Origin of the sequence: Halomonas sp. (genome assembly GCF_014859505.1) — a bacterium.
Taxonomy (GTDB): Bacteria; Pseudomonadota; Gammaproteobacteria; order Pseudomonadales; family Halomonadaceae; genus Halomonas.
The window spans coordinates 1-13,640 of sequence record NZ_JACUUD010000081.1; the positions used below are offsets into that span (position 1 = coordinate 1).

Annotated in this window: 14 protein-coding genes; 7 read left to right on the forward strand and 7 right to left on the reverse strand. The window is 67.6% G+C overall.

Translation table 11 applies throughout. The features are described 5' to 3' along the window. Positions 1-165: 165 nt before the first annotated feature. Both IBX53_RS11110 and IBX53_RS11115 read left to right on the forward strand, forming a co-directional pair. Positions 166-606 (forward strand): VOC family protein, encoded by a 441-nt coding sequence (locus IBX53_RS11110; protein WP_290909162.1) that lies wholly within the window; start codon positions 166-168, stop codon positions 604-606. Between the two features lie 35 nt (positions 607-641). Continuing rightward, positions 642-1,094: an META domain-containing protein gene (locus IBX53_RS11115; protein WP_290909163.1), complete on the forward strand. Its 453-nt coding sequence runs from the start codon at positions 642-644 to the stop codon at positions 1,092-1,094. Here the strand turns inward: IBX53_RS11115 and IBX53_RS11120 are convergent. The 5 genes from IBX53_RS11120 to IBX53_RS11140 all read right to left on the reverse strand — a co-directional run bounded on the left by IBX53_RS11120 (position 1,091) and on the right by IBX53_RS11140 (position 8,526). Beyond that, a complete protein-coding gene (locus IBX53_RS11120) occupies positions 1,091-1,825 on the reverse strand; it encodes a phosphatase PAP2 family protein (RefSeq protein ID WP_290909164.1) in 735 nt (244 codons plus the stop codon). The genes IBX53_RS11115 and IBX53_RS11120 overlap by 4 nt on opposite strands. 173 nt (positions 1,826-1,998) lie before the next feature. Beyond that, the gene (locus IBX53_RS11125) at positions 1,999-4,971 is read right to left on the reverse strand and encodes a valine--tRNA ligase (RefSeq protein WP_290909165.1); all 2,973 of its coding nucleotides are present in this window, start codon (positions 4,969-4,971) and stop codon (positions 1,999-2,001) included. Positions 4,972-5,296: 325 nt separating this feature from the next. Beyond that, positions 5,297-5,758 (reverse strand): DNA polymerase III subunit chi, encoded by a 462-nt coding sequence (locus tag IBX53_RS11130; protein ID WP_290909167.1) that lies wholly within the window; start codon positions 5,756-5,758, stop codon positions 5,297-5,299. Between the two features lie 2 nt (positions 5,759-5,760). Then, entirely contained in the window at positions 5,761-6,861 is a 1,101-nt protein-coding gene (locus IBX53_RS11135) for a branched-chain amino acid aminotransferase (protein ID WP_290909169.1), read from the reverse strand. A gap of 144 nt (positions 6,862-7,005) precedes the next feature. Next, positions 7,006-8,526 (reverse strand): leucyl aminopeptidase, encoded by a 1,521-nt coding sequence (locus tag IBX53_RS11140; protein WP_290909171.1) that lies wholly within the window; start codon positions 8,524-8,526, stop codon positions 7,006-7,008. A gap of 134 nt (positions 8,527-8,660) precedes the next feature. Here IBX53_RS11140 and lptF point away from each other — a divergent pair, with 134 nt between their 5' ends. The 5 genes from lptF (at position 8,661) to bfr (ending at position 12,266) form a co-directional block, all read left to right on the forward strand. Beyond that, the gene (lptF, locus tag IBX53_RS11145) at positions 8,661-9,743 is read left to right on the forward strand and encodes an LPS export ABC transporter permease LptF (RefSeq protein WP_290909173.1); all 1,083 of its coding nucleotides are present in this window, start codon (positions 8,661-8,663) and stop codon (positions 9,741-9,743) included. After that, positions 9,740-10,804 carry an LPS export ABC transporter permease LptG gene (gene lptG / locus IBX53_RS11150; RefSeq protein ID WP_290909175.1) on the forward strand — a complete coding sequence of 355 codons (1,065 nt, stop codon included), beginning with the start codon at positions 9,740-9,742 and terminating at the stop codon, positions 10,802-10,804. The genes lptF and lptG overlap by 4 nt, the downstream gene beginning before the upstream one ends. A 13-nt stretch (positions 10,805-10,817) precedes the next feature. After that, entirely contained in the window at positions 10,818-11,294 is a 477-nt protein-coding gene (locus tag IBX53_RS11155) for an RDD family protein (protein ID WP_290909178.1), read from the forward strand. 113 nt (positions 11,295-11,407) lie between these two features. Next, positions 11,408-11,614, forward strand: coding sequence for a (2Fe-2S)-binding protein (locus tag IBX53_RS11160; RefSeq protein WP_290909180.1), 207 nt, complete (start codon positions 11,408-11,410; stop codon positions 11,612-11,614). Positions 11,615-11,783: 169 nt separating this feature from the next. Beyond that, a complete protein-coding gene (gene bfr / locus IBX53_RS11165; RefSeq protein ID WP_290909182.1) occupies positions 11,784-12,266 on the forward strand; it encodes a bacterioferritin in 483 nt (160 codons plus the stop codon). 99 nt (positions 12,267-12,365) lie between these two features. On the opposite strand, the gene IBX53_RS11170 is transcribed toward bfr, so the two are convergent. Further along, a complete protein-coding gene (locus IBX53_RS11170; protein ID WP_290909184.1) occupies positions 12,366-12,590 on the reverse strand; it encodes a DUF1653 domain-containing protein in 225 nt (74 codons plus the stop codon). A gap of 45 nt (positions 12,591-12,635) precedes the next feature. Continuing rightward, positions 12,636-13,493, reverse strand: coding sequence for a tRNA cyclic N6-threonylcarbamoyladenosine(37) synthase TcdA (gene tcdA, locus IBX53_RS11175; protein ID WP_290909186.1), 858 nt, complete (start codon positions 13,491-13,493; stop codon positions 12,636-12,638). Positions 13,494-13,640 lie beyond the last annotated feature (147 nt).

The window sequence follows — 13,640 nt, forward strand, 5'->3', positions numbered from 1 at the left end:
GCGACACCAATCAGGGGCGCTGGGGGCAAGCCTTGGAGGAGGTCCTACGCCAGGGATGGCGTCGGTAGCGTACAGGGACGTATTCACAGCGCCTCCGGAAAGGCTTGTCGCCAGTAAAGCCCCGTGCCGCTGAGAGGTTTCGTTATAAACGACAAGGAGTTGTATATGCAGTACCTGCATACCATGGTGCGGGTCAGCGACCTCGACGCCTCGCTGCGTTTCTACTGCGACCTGCTGGGCTTGAAGGAGGTGCGCCGCAGGGAGAACGACAAGGGGCGCTTCACCCTGGTCTTCCTGGCCGCCCCCGAGGACGAGGCGCGCTCTGCCGAGCTCAAGGCGCCGGAGCTGGAGCTCACGTACAACTGGGACCCCGAGGAGTACACCGGCGGGCGCAACTTCGGCCACCTGGCCTATCGGGTCGACGACATCTACGCCCTCTGCGAGAAGCTGCAGAACGCAGGCGTGACCATCAATCGCCCGCCCCGGGACGGCCATATGGCCTTCGTCAGAAGCCCCGACGACATCTCGGTGGAGCTGCTGCAGAAGGGTGACCCGCTTCCCGCCCGGGAACCCTGGGCCTCCATGGAAAACACCGGCAGCTGGTAGGCGGCCGGCCAAGCGACAAGGAAGAACGACGACCCATGAAGACGACACTTGTGGCCCGCCTGGGCCTGGTGATGGCCGCCACGGTCCTGCTGGCGGCCTGTGGCAGCCGCCCCGACGCGCCGCTGAGCGATGATCGCGAGGTGAGCCTCTCGGGCCCGGTGGTGGAACAGCGCTGGAACCTGCTGCTGGTGGGCACCGACGAGCGGCTCTCCCTGCCCGAGCCCGCCTGGTTCCGCATCGCCGCCGACGGCAGTGTCACCGGCAGCGACGGCTGCAACCAGCTGATGGGGCGGGCCAATCTGGGCGAGAACCAGCGCATCGAGTTCTCGCAGCTGGCTACCACCCGCCGCGCCTGCCCTCAGGGCGAGGACGCGGTCAGGGTGACCGGCATGCTGGAGACCGCCTACCGCTACCTGATCGACCATGACCGGCTGGTCTTCTTCGGCCCCGATCAGCGGGTATTGGGCGGCTGGCGCAAGGCCAACTAGCGCCCCGGCAGCAGCGCCTGGACCCTGGCCATGCCCGCGGTGATGCCGCGGGCCATGGCCGGCCCGATCGGGGTGAGCAGGAACCAGGGCGCGATGATCAGGTTGATGGCGATGGCGCCGAAGTAGACGTCGCTGAACCAGTGGGCGCCGCTCAGGATGCGCGGGGCGCTCAGGATCACCGCGGCCACCAGGCTCACCAGCATCACCTTGCGCCCCGCGAAGCGCCACATGAAGGCGGTGAACAGCAAGAGGTTCACCCCGTGGTCGCCGGGGAAGCTCGAGCCCGAGCTGTCCTTGGTGGAGAAGTCGACCAGTTCGGTGACCCGATTGACCTCCTGATAGACCACCGTCGGGCTGGGGTGAGAGTAGTCGATCACCAGGCGCACGCCCTGGGCCATGATCACTGCCACCAGCAGCATGGTCATGCCGATGCCGCCCCAGCGCAGCAGTCTCGGCTCGCGGAGCGGATCCCGGGAGATGGCCCACAGGTAGATCACCAGCAGCACCACCAGGCTGATCACGTCGAAGAGCCGCGCGTTGGTGGCCGCCACCAGCCACACCCAGGCCGGGTTCCCCTCGTGCAGCCAGGCGTTGGTGGTGAAGAAGACGGCGTCGTCGATCTCGGTCCAGAACAGCAGGTCCGGCGACAGCCAGGAGAAGATCAGCAGGGCGCCCAGCAGGTTGAAGATCAGCAGGCGGCCAGGCGCGAAGGTCGAGTCGGTCTGAGGCATCGAGACGTGGCGGGTCGGTGGGTGTGGTATCCCATTCTAGGGGAACGGGATTTGGCAGAACAGCGTTTCTTAACGCGACTGCAACATGCCACGGAAGCGCTCCCGCTAGGGCAGACCTCGAACGACCAGCGGCCCGCCAATGGCGGGCCGCAGCGTGACGGGGGCGAGTGGAATCAGAGCGCGGCGATCTTGTCGCGCTGCTCCACCAGCAGGCGGCGAGCCGCCTCGTAGTCGGCCCGCTTGGCGCGCTCCTTCTCCACCACGGCCTCCGGCGCCTTGGCCACGAAGCTCTCGTTGCCGAGCTTCTTCTCGATGCCGCCGATCAGCTTGTCCTGCTTCTCGATCTCCTTGCCCAGGCGCGCGAGCTCGGCCTCCTTGTCGATCAGGTCCGCCATGGGCACCAGCACCTCCATCTCGCCCACCAGCTGGGTGGCGCAGAGCGGCGCCGCGTTCGGGTCCTCGAGCCAGGTGACGCTCTCGAGCTTGGCCAGCTTGGCCAGGAAGCGGCGGTTGGCCTCGAGGCGCGCCGGGTCGTCCGGGCCGCCCTTGGTGAGCAGCGCGTCCAGCGGCTTGCCCGGGGCGATGTTCATCTCGGCGCGGATATTGCGCACCGCCACGATCACGCCCTTGAGCCATTCGATGTCCCGCTCGGCGGCGTCATCGATCTTCTCCGGCTGGGCACTGGGCCAGGGCTGGGCCATGACGGAGTCGCCCTCGCCCTGGCGGGTGCCGGCCAACGGGGCCACGCGCTGCCAGATCTCCTCGCTGATGTAGGGCATCATCGGGTGAGCCAGGCGCAGGATCGCCTCCAGCACCCGCACCAAGGTGCGACGGGTGCCGCGCTTGGCCTCGGGGCTGGCGCCGTCGTCCCACAGCACCGGCTTGGAGAGCTCCAGGTACCAGTCGCAGTACTCGTTCCAGACAAAGTCGTAGAGTGCCTGGGAGGCATGGTCGAAGCGGAACTCCTCCATCGCCCGGGTCACCTGGGCCGCGGTCTGCTGCAGGCGCGAGATGATCCAGCGGTCGGCCAGCGATAGCTCGACGTCGCCGCCGGCCGCCCCGCAATCCTCGCCCTCGGCGTTCATCAGCACGTAGCGCGAGGCGTTCCACAGCTTGTTGCAGAAGTTGCGGTAGCCGTCCAGGCGACCCATGTCGAACTTGATGTCGCGCCCGGTGGTGGCCTGGGAGAGGAAGGTGAAGCGCAGCGCATCGGTGCCGTGGGGCTCGATGCCCTCGGGGAACTCGCCGCGGGTGGCCTTCTCGATGGCCCTGGCCTTCTGCGGCTGCATCAGGCTGCCGGTGCGCTTCTCGACCAGGGTCTCGAGCTCGATCCCGTCGATCAGGTCGATGGGGTCGAGCACGTTGCCCTTGGACTTGGACATCTTCTGGCCCTGGCCGTCGCGCACCAGGCCGTGCACGTAGACCTGCTTGAAGGGCACCTCGCCGGTGAACTTCAGGGTCAGCATGATCATTCGTGCGACCCAGAAGAAGATGATGTCGAAGCCGGTGACCAGGACGCTTGAAGGGTGGAAGGTGCGCAGCTCCGGGGTATTCTCCGGCCAGCCCAGGGTGCCGAAGGTCCACAGGCCCGAGCTGAACCAGGTGTCGAGCACGTCCTCGTCCTGGGTCAGGCGCGGCACGCCGAGCTTTTCCATGGTCTTGAGGGCGTCGGGGGTCAGCTCGGTGGTGCCGCCCAGCAGCTGGTTGAAGCCGCGCAGGCGCATGGCGGTGTCGAAGTCGCCCTGCTCGTGCTCGATGAAGTGGGCGAGCTCGACCAGGTAGTCGCGGGTGGCCTCCACCTCGTTGCGGGCCACGAAGACGTTGCCGTCCGCGTCGTACCAGGCGGGGATGCGGTGGCCCCACCACAGCTGGCGGGAGATGCACCAGTCCTGGAGGTCGCGCATCCAGGCGAAGTACATGTTCTCGTAGTTCTTCGGCACGAACTGGATGTCGCCCTTCTCGACGGCCTCGATGGCGGGCTTGGCGAGACTCTCCACGGCAACGAACCACTGGTCGGTGAGCAGCGGCTCGATGACGTCACCGCTACGGTCGCCATAGGGCAGGGTGTTGCTGACCGTCTCGATCTGCTCGAGGAGCCCGGCGGCCTCCATGTCGGCGACGATCTTCTGGCGCGCCTCGAAGCGGTCCAGGCCGGCGTAGGCCTCGGGCAGGCTCGGGTCGATCTCGGGCAGCGGCCGGCCCTGGATGTCGAAGGCCTCGGCCCGGGCGAGGATGCTGGCGTCCTGGGTGAAGACGTTGATCAGCGGCAGGCTCTGGCGGCGGCCCACCTCGTAGTCGTTGAAGTCGTGGGCCGGGGTGATCTTCACGCAGCCGGAACCCTTCTCCATGTCGGCGTGCTCGTCGGCGACGATGGGGATCCGACGGCCCACCAGGGGTAGCTCGACGAACTTGCCCACCAGGGAGGCGTAGCGCGGATCCTCGGGGTTCACCGCCACGCCGGTATCGCCCAGCAGGGTCTCCGGACGGGTGGTGGCGACCACCAGGTAGCCGAGGCCCGCGTCGGTGGTGACGCCGTCGGCCAGCGGGTAGCGGAAGTGCCAGAACTGGCCCTGCTGGTCGCGGTTCTCCACCTCCAGGTCGGAGATGGCGGTGTGCAGGGTCGGGTCCCAGTTGACCAGCCGCTTGCCGCGGTAGATCAGCCCCTCCTTGTGGAGGCGCACGAAGACCTCCTGGACCGCCTGGTAGAAGCCGTCGTCCATGGTGAAGCGCTCGCGGCTCCAGTCGACGCTGGCGCCCATGCGGCGCAGCTGGCGGGTGATATGGCCGCCGGACTCCTGCTTCCACTCCCACACCTTGTCGATGAAGGCGTCGCGGCCGAGATCGTGGCGGCTCTTGCCCTCCTCGGCGGCGATCTTGCGCTCCACCAGCATCTGGGTGGCGATGCCGGCGTGGTCGGTGCCCACCTGCCACAGGGTGTTGCGCCCCTGCATCCGCCGCCAGCGGATCAGGGTGTCCATGATGGTGTCCTGGAAGGCGTGGCCCATGTGCAGGCTGCCGGTGACGTTGGGCGGCGGGATCATGATGGAGTAGGGCTCGCCCTCACCGGAGGGGGCGAAGCGGCCATCGGCTTCCCAGCGCTCGTACCAGCGGGATTCGATCTGCTCGGGTTGGTAGGTCTTGTCCATGGGCGTTCCGGGTCCAGAAATGATCACCGCCGGCCAGGGGGCCGGACGGCAGGAGAGGGCGACGAAAAATGTGGCCTTGCGTCATGGCGTGACGCTGCTTTGTGGGAGCCTGGCTCCGCCGGGCGAATGGCGCCGCAGGCGCCTTGGCGGTGTTGCCTGTGCTGGCGTCTGCCGCCAGGGAGTCCTTCGGCCTCCATTCGTCGAAGCGTCGAACCGCGGGCAAAGCCCAGCTCCCACATTGGGGTGCAGCCTCAATCGAGATGAGCGCCAGATGGCAGCGATCCCCAAAAATGCTTCCGATTATAGCGTGACGTGACGCCCAACGTCAGCCGGACTGGCCGCGCAGCTGGTGCGCCTTTACCGGATAGCCGCGCTTCTTGTAGGTCTGCCAGCACTCGCGCTTGGCCACCAGCACCTCCTGGTGCTGGTTGATGATCTCGGCGACACGCTCGAAGCGGGAGAACCACTCGGGAATGCCCGGGGCGAGGTTGAGCAGCGCCTGGACGGCCTGGTCGGGGGAGGGTGGGGCCTCCCAGCCGATGGTGACCGGTATGCGCGGATCGGGGGCGGCCTCGGCCTCTCCTTCCCCCAGCAGGGCGTGAGGCACATAGGCATCGGGGCGGAAGGTCCAGAGCCGCTCGTCGAGCTCCCGGGCCATGGCCTCGTCCTCGGCGTGCAGGTGCAGCCGATAGCCCTTGCGCTGGATGGTCTCGGCCAGCCGGCAGGCGAAGTCGAGACGCGCCTCCAGGGTGGTATCGGGCAGGACGTAGAAATCGATCTGGGTCACGCCTATACCAGCCGCGTCAGCCAGCCATGGGTGTCCTCGGCGCGGCCGTATTGCAGGTCGAGCAACTTGGTGCGCAGGCGCTTGGCTACGGGGTTGCCGGTGTCCTCCTTCAGGCGGATGCGGTCCTGCTCGGTGACCAGTTCGCCCACCGGGGTGATGACCGCCGCGGTGCCGCAGGCGAACACCTCGGTCAGCTCGCCGGAGGCCGCCGCCTCGCGCCACTCGTCGATGCTGATCGGGCGCTCCTCGGGGGTGAGGCCCTCGCTGCGGGCCAGGGTCAGCACCGAATCACGGGTGACGCCCTCGAGGATGGTGTCGGTCAGGCGCGGGGTAGCGAGGCGGCCATCCTTGAAGACGAAGAACAGGTTCATGCCGCCCAGCTCCTCGATCCACTTGTTCTCGACGGCATCCAGGAAGGCCACCTGGCCGCAGTCGTGGGTACTGGCCTCCCTCTGGGCGGCCAGGGAGGCGGCATAGTTGCCGCCACACTTGGCGAAGCCGGTACCGCCGGGCGCGGCGCGCGTGTAGTGGCTGGAGAGCCAGATGGAAACCGGCTCCACGCCGCCCTTGAAGTAGGCCGCCGCGGGGGAGGCGATCACGTAGTAGTCCACCTCGTGGGCCGGGCGCACGCCGAGGAAGCTTTCACTGGCGATCATGAAGGGGCGTAGGTAGAGACTGCACTCGTCGGCCTCGCTCTTCGGCGTGGGCACCCAGCCTTGGTCCTGGGCTAGCAGCGCCTTGAGCGAGCCGATGAAGTCCTCGTCGGATAGCTCCGGCAGGGCCAGGCGGCGGGCGCTGCGACGGAAGCGTTCGGCGTTCTTCTCCGGACGGAAGGTCCACACTGAACCGTCCGCGTGCCGGTAGGCCTTGATGCCCTCGAAGATCTCCTGGGCGTAGTGCAGCACCGCGGCAGCGGGGTCCAGGGTCAGCGGCCCGTAGGGGCGCACCTCGCGGCCGTGCCAACCGGCGTCCAGAGTCCAGCGCACATGGGCCATGTGATCGGTGAAGTAGCGACCGAAGCCGGGGTTGACGAGGATGTCCTCACGGATCGAGTCGGCCGTGGGGGTGGAATTGGGCAGGAGTTCGAAGCTGGCAATCGACACGGCAAGGGGTCTCCGCTACGCCCGGGGCGTGCCAGCCCCGGGGTGATACTGGAAGCTCGGGCCGGCAAGGGCCGGCCCGGGTCGTGGATTTATCGTCAGTCCCACATGAGAAAGGCGACGCGGAAAAAACGCAAGCCCGCGCCGCTATTCCGCTTGGGTTTCCACCACGGCGTCACCTTCCCGGTCCAGCAGGTACTGGGTCAGCAGGCCCACGGGGCGGCCGCTGGCGCCCTTCTCCTTGCCGGAGCTCCAGGCGGTACCGGCGATGTCCAGGTGTGCCCAGGGGAACTGGTCGGCGAAGCGCGAGAGGAAGCAGGCGGCGGTGATGGTGCCCGCCGGCTTGCCGCCGATATTGGCCAGGTCGGCGAAGTTGGAGTCGAGCTGCTCCTGGTACTCGTCCCACAGCGGCAGGTGCCAGGCGCGGTCCCAGGCCGCCTCGCCGGCGTCGAGCAGGTCCAGGGCCAGGTCGTCGTCGTTGGACAGCAGGGCGGTGGCGTGGTGGCCCAGGGCGATGATGCAGGCCCCGGTGAGGGTGGCGATATCCACGACGCTGGCCGGTTCGAAGCGCTCGGCGTAGGTGAGGGCGTCGCACAGCACCAGGCGGCCTTCGGCGTCGGTGTTTAGCACCTCCACGGAGAGGCCCTTCAGCGTCCTGATGATGTCGCCGGGCTTGGTGGCGCGGCCGTCGGGCATGTTCTCGGCGGCGGCGACGATGGCCACCAGGTTGACCTTCGGGCGGATGCCGAGCACGGCCTTGACGGTGCCGAACACGCTGGCCGCGCCGCACATGTCGAACTTCATCTCGTCCATGGCCTCGCCGGGCTTGAGCGAGATGCCGCCGGTGTCGAAGGTGATGCCCTTGCCCACCAGCACGTGGGGCGCCTCGTCGGGGTCGTCGGCGCCCCGATAGGTCATCACGATCAGCCGTGAGGGCTGCTCGCTGCCGCGGCCCACGGCGAGCAGGCTGTGGGCGCCCAGCGCCTCCAGGGCCTCCTCGTCAAGGATCTCCACGGCAAGCGCACCGCTGGAGGCCTTGCCCAGCGCCTCGGCCTGCTCGGCCAGGTAGCTCGGCGTGCAGACGTTGCCCGGCAGGTTGCCCAGGGTGCGGGCGGTGTTCATGCCCTGGCCCACGGCGTCGCCGATGCGTGCGCCCTCGCGGGCGGCGCCGGCCTCGTTGTCCTCGCTGACCAGCAGGGTCACCTGGGCGAGGCGCGAGGCGGGCGCCTTCTCGGACTTGAACTCGTCGAAGCGATAGAGGGCGCGATGGGTCGCTTCGGCTACCATGCGTGCCTTCCAGTCGGCGCCGCGCTCGGCCAGGGGCACGTCGGTGAAGGCCACCGCACAGTCGTCCACCGGCAGGTCGGCAAGGGCGGTGAAGGTGGCGCCCAGGGCCTTCTGGAAGGCGGCCTCCTGGCATTTCTCGCGCTTGCCCAGGCCCACCAGCAGCAGCCGCTCGGCAGAGAGCCCCGGGGCGAAGGGGATCATCTGCACACGGCCCAGCTTGGCGTCGAAGTCGCCGCGCTCGATGAGCTGGCCGATCAGCTTCTCGCTGGCGTCGTCCAGGCGCGCGGCGGTGGGCAAGAGCTCGCCCCCCTGATACACCGGGATCACGAGGCAGGCGGTCTCGACCTTGGCGGGGTTACCCGTCTTGACAGGAAATTCCATGGCGTCTCCACAGACAAGCGTATTGGTTGCAGGCGTTAGGGTTACAAGTGCAGGGGGATTCTGGATAATGCCGGCACGTCGCCGTGTCGCACCAGTGTACCCAAGGCATGGCCCCATTGCATGGCAGACGCCGCATGATCATCTTCCGTTATCTGACCCGCGAGATCCTGCTGACCATGGCCGCCGTCGCCGGCGTGCTGCTGCTGGTGATCATGGGCAGTCGTTTCATCCGCTACTTCGCCGACGCCGCCGAGGGCGACATCCCGGCCAGCATCCTCGGCACCCTGATGCTGTTTCACCTGCCGGGGTTCCTCGAGCTGATCTTGCCGCTGGCCTTCTTCCTCGGCATCCTGCTCGCCTACGGCCAGCTCTACCTCAACAGCGAGATCACCGTGCTGGTGGCCTGCGGCACCAGCCCCAACAAGCTGCTCAAGGTGAGCCTGGTGCCGGCCATCCTGGTCGCCATTCTGGTGGGGCTGTGCAGCCTGTGGCTGACCCCGGCCGGCGCCCTGTACAACGCCGTGATGCTCGAGGAGCAGCGCAGCCGTATCGACTTCTCGGCCCTGGCGCCGGGGCGCTTCCAGGAGTTCGGCAGCGGCCGCACCGCCTACATGGAGGGGCTCAGCGATGACGGCAGCGAGATGCGCGGCGTCTTCATCAGCGAGCGCCAGCGGCGACGTGATGGCACTCCGGAGACGACGGTGACTCGTGCCGAGGGCGGCTACCAGACCCTCGACATGGAGACCGGCAGCCGCTTCCTGGTGCTGGCCGATGGCGAACGCTACAGCGTCGATCCGGGGCGCTTCGAGGCGGAACGGCTCGAGTTCGACACCTATGCGGTGCGCCTCTCCCAGGCCGACGACATGCGTGAGCTCGATTCGCCCGAGTACGCCACCACCGCGGCGCTGTTCGGCGACGATTCGACCCGCGCCCAGGCCCAGCTGCAGTGGCGCCTGGGGCTGCCGCTGATGGTCTTCATCCTGACCCTGCTGGCGATGCCGCTCTCCCGGGTCAATCCGCGGCAGGGTCGCTTCGCCAAGCTGTTGCCGGCGATCTTCCTGCACGTGGCCTACCTGAGCCTGCTGCTGGCCGCGCTGGATGCCATCGGCCGCGGTGCCCTGCCCGCCTTGGTGGGCATGTGGCCGATCCACGGCGCCTTCCTGGCCCTGGGCCTGGTGATGATGACGCGCGCCCAGCGCAAGGGGATGAGCGGATGATTGCCGATCGCTTCGACCGCTACCTGGCGCGCAACGTGCTGGGGGCCATCATCGTGGTGCAGGTGGTGCTGCTGGGCCTGGACCTGGTGATCACCTACATCAACGATCTGGACGACGTGGAGGGCAGCTATGGCGCCTTCCAGGTGCTGCTCTACCTGGTGATGCGCCTGCCCTGGCGCTTCTACCAGTACGCCCCGGTGGGGGTACTGATCGGCGCCCTGATCGGCCTGGGCAGCATGGCCTCGAGCAACGAGCTCACCGTGATGCGCGCCGCCGGGCGCTCGCTGACCCGCATCCTGTGGGGGGCGATGAAGCCGATCATCGTGGTGATCGTCGCCGTGCTGCTGGTGGCGGAGTACGTGGCGCCGCGCACCGAGCAGTTCGCCAATGCCTGGCGCCTGGAGCGCATCCAGGGGGTCGGTGCCGTGGTCACCGAGCGCGGCGGCTGGCAGCGCGAGGGTGACAGCTTCTACCGCTTCGGGGCGATCCGTGCCGACGATACCGTGCTCGACCTGACCCGCTACCGCTTCGAGGGGCAGCGCCTGGTGGAGGCCGCCAGCGCCGAGCGCGCCGCCTGGCGCGACGGCAGCTGGCGGCTGGAGGACGTGGAGGTCACCCGCTTCCATGACGAGCACACCGAAGCGGAGCGCCACGCGGTGCTGCCCTGGGAGACCAGCCTGACGCCGGAGCAGCTCAACCGTCTGCTGCGTCCCATCAACAGCCAGGCCCCCAGCGAGCTCTGGGCCTATGCCCGCTACCTGCAGCAGCAGGGGCAGGAGGCGACCCAGCCGCTCCTGCACTTCTGGCAGAAGATGCTGATGCCGCTGACCATGGGCTCCCTGGTGCTGGTGGCCGCCTCCTTCGTGTTCGGCCCGCTGCGCACCGTGGCCGCCGGCACTCGGGTCTTCTACGGCGTGGTCACCGGTCTGGTCTTCAAGTATCTGCAGGACCTGCTGGCACCGGCCTCCACCGTGTTCGGCTTCTCCCCCGCCTGGGCGGTGCTGGCGCCGACCCTGATCTGTGCCGCCGTGGGGCTCTACCTGCTGCGGCGAACCGCCTGAGCAAGGAACTTCCATGCAACGACGTTTCGGCAACCTCGACGACGTCTGGCCGGCGGGGCTTTCCCGCCGGCTGGGTGCCATGCTCTACGACACCTTCCTGGTGGCCGCCATCTGGCTCCTGGTGGCCGGCCTGCACCTGCTGGTAGCCCGCCACCTGCTGGGGATTTCCGCCGAGCAGGTGGGGGCCAGTCCGCTCTGGGGGCTCTCCTTGCAGCTGCTGCTGCTGGTTTCGGCCTTCGCCTTCTTCGCCTTCTTCTGGGTCCGGGGCGGCATGACGCTGGGCATGCAGGCCTGGCGGCTGCGGGTGCAGACCCCTGATGGCCGCTCCATCACCCTGACCCAGGCGGCGGTGCGCTTCGTGGTGGCCTGCCTCTCGATCGCCGCCTTCGGCCTGGGCTACCTGTGGATCCTGTTCGATGCCGAGCGGCGCAGCTGGTCGGATATCGCCTCGGGCACCCTTGTGGTGGCGCTGCCCAAGCCGGCGAAGTAGGGGGCCCGCGCGCGGGGATATTGACTCGGGTCAGACATTGGTCGCTTTGCTCTTGCAAGAGTCTATGCGAATCATTTACATTTATCCTTGCAGTCGTCAGCGAGGTGATGTCGATGTACGTATGTCTCTGCAAGGGGGTCTCCGACCACCAGATCCGCCAGACCGTCGAGGACGGCGCCCGCAGCTGGCGCGACGTCCAGCGCGAGACGGGCTGCGGCACCCAGTGCGGCAAGTGCGCCTGCCAGGGCAAGAGCATCACCCGCGAGGCGGTGAAGGCCGAGCTGATGGTGGGTGCCGAGGATCTCGCCTACGCGGTGTGACAGGCGTCTTTCGGTGGAATCGAGATCATTCTCGCTTTCGTTATCAGAATGTTGATTTCATTGGTTTTCCGCCAGAACTCGTTAGACTGGTGGGCAGCGTCTGGCAATGCCGCCCCCGGCATGCCAAGCTGCAGTCACTTTTCCCCGACGAAAGCCACAAGGTGAATCCATGAAAGGCGACAGCAAGGTCATCGAGCATCTCAACAAGGCACTGGGCAACGAACTGGTCGCGATCAACCAGTATTTCCTGCATGCCAAGATGTACAAGGACTGGGGCCTGCAGAAGCTGGCCAAGTGGGAATACGGCGAGTCCATCGAGGAGATGCAGCACGCCGACAAGCTGATCGAGCGCATCCTGTTTCTCGAGGGCATTCCCAACCTGCAGGACCTGGGCAAGCTCAACATCGGCCAGAACGTGCGCGAGATGCTGGAGTGCGACCTCAAGATCGAGCACGAGGGGCGCGCCGACTACATCGAGGCGATCACCCACTGCGAGCAGGTCAAGGACTACGTCAGCCGCGATCTCTTCCGTGACATCCTCGCCGACGAGGAAGACCACATCGACCATATCGAGACCGAACTCGGCCTGATCGACAAGGTCGGCATCGAGAACTACATGCTCAAGCAGATGCAGGACGCCGGCGAAGAGTAAGCCTCGACGTCCGACCCAATATCTCGCTGACACCGGCGCCCTCGTGGCGCCGGTTGTCGTTCTGCCGGTTGCCGTTCTGAATGTGGCCGGAACGAAGGGCTAGAACGCCTTCTCGAGCTCGAAGCGTGGCACCGGTTCGCCTCGCACTTCCACCAGCTCGGTGAACATCGCAAGTGGCCTCACCCACAGGCCGAACTCGCCGTAGAGGGCGCGGTAGACCACCAGGGGCTCCTCGGTCTCGCTGTGGTGGGCCATGCCCAGCACCTCGTAGCGGTTGCCCTTGTAGTGGGCATAGATGCCAGGGACGGGAAGCGAGCGGGGCATGGCAGACTCCAGGGTCGGGGTGTGAGGGACTGTGCTGGGGTGGGGTCAGGGCGTAGAGGCGTCATCAAAGGCGGCCCGTTTCGCCAGCCGCGCCAGCACCCGGGAGGCCGCGACGAAGCCGAAGCTGCCGGTGACGAAGGTGGCGGCGCCGAAGCCCGAGGCGCAGTCGAGCCGCGTCGACTCGCCGCTGCCCGGCTTCTGCAGGCACACCTCGCCGTCGGCGCTCGGGTAGACCAGCTGTTCGTCAGAGTAGACGCACTCCACCGAGAAGCGCCGCTTGGGGTTGCGCGAAAAGCCGAAGTCGCGGCGCAGCCGCGCGCGCACCTTGGCCAGCAGCGGGTCGTGTTCGGTGCGGGCGAGGTCCGCCACCTTGATGCGTGTGGGGTCGGTCTGGCCGCCGGCGGCCCCGGTCACGGTGATCGGCAGCTTGCGCCGCTTGCACCAGGCGATCAACGCCGCCTTGGCCACCACGCTGTCGATGGCATCCACCAGATAGTCGGCGTCCTCGGGAATCCGCTCGGCCAGGTTGGTGGGGGTCGCGAAGGCGATGTCTTCCACCACCTCGATGCCGGGCTGGATGGCCCGGCAGCGCTCGGCCAGCACCTCCACCTTGGGGCGGCCGATGGTGCCGTCCAGGGCGTGGAGCTGGCGGTTGACGTTGGAGACGCAGACGTCGTCCAGGTCGATCAGGGTCAGCTTGCCGATGCCCGAGCGCGCCAGCGCCTCCACCGTCCAGCTGCCCACGCCGCCGACGCCCACCACCACCACGTGGGCGCTGCGGAAGCGCTCGACGGCGCGGCTGCCGTAAAGCCGGCGGATGCCGCCGAAGCGCAGGGCGTGATCGTCGCTCTCGACGCTCTCCTGGGGGACGACGGCTTGGGAAGAGAAGGGTAGATCGGTCATGGAGAGTGTCGGTCAGTCGATGGCAGCGGGTTGGAGGGGCGTACGGGTCTCGTCCACGGCGTCCACCGGCAGGTGGCCGGCCCAGCCGAATCGCCGGAACAGCGCGCTCATGGTGGCATCCAGGGCGCCGCTCAGCCGCAGCGGCCG

Bases quoted from the DNA above. Each gene is read 5' to 3' on its own strand.
- IBX53_RS11125 (WP_290909165.1), bottom strand. From the start codon at position 4,971: ATGGACAAGACCTACCAACCCGAGCAGATCGAATCCCGCTGGTACGAG.
- bfr (WP_290909182.1), top strand. From the start codon at position 11,784: ATGAAAGGCGACAGCAAGGTCATCGAGCATCTCAACAAGGCACTGGGC.
- IBX53_RS11120 (WP_290909164.1), bottom strand. From the start codon at position 1,825: ATGCCTCAGACCGACTCGACCTTCGCGCCTGGCCGCCTGCTGATCTTC.
- IBX53_RS11115 (WP_290909163.1), top strand. From the start codon at position 642: ATGAAGACGACACTTGTGGCCCGCCTGGGCCTGGTGATGGCCGCCACG.
- IBX53_RS11160 (WP_290909180.1), top strand. From the start codon at position 11,408: ATGTACGTATGTCTCTGCAAGGGGGTCTCCGACCACCAGATCCGCCAG.
- lptG (WP_290909175.1), top strand. From the start codon at position 9,740: ATGATTGCCGATCGCTTCGACCGCTACCTGGCGCGCAACGTGCTGGGG.
- IBX53_RS11155 (WP_290909178.1), top strand. From the start codon at position 10,818: ATGCAACGACGTTTCGGCAACCTCGACGACGTCTGGCCGGCGGGGCTT.
- IBX53_RS11170 (WP_290909184.1), bottom strand. From the start codon at position 12,590: ATGCCCCGCTCGCTTCCCGTCCCTGGCATCTATGCCCACTACAAGGGC.
- IBX53_RS11110 (WP_290909162.1), top strand. From the start codon at position 166: ATGCAGTACCTGCATACCATGGTGCGGGTCAGCGACCTCGACGCCTCG.
- tcdA (WP_290909186.1), bottom strand. From the start codon at position 13,493: ATGACCGATCTACCCTTCTCTTCCCAAGCCGTCGTCCCCCAGGAGAGC.
- IBX53_RS11140 (WP_290909171.1), bottom strand. From the start codon at position 8,526: ATGGAATTTCCTGTCAAGACGGGTAACCCCGCCAAGGTCGAGACCGCC.
- lptF (WP_290909173.1), top strand. From the start codon at position 8,661: ATGATCATCTTCCGTTATCTGACCCGCGAGATCCTGCTGACCATGGCC.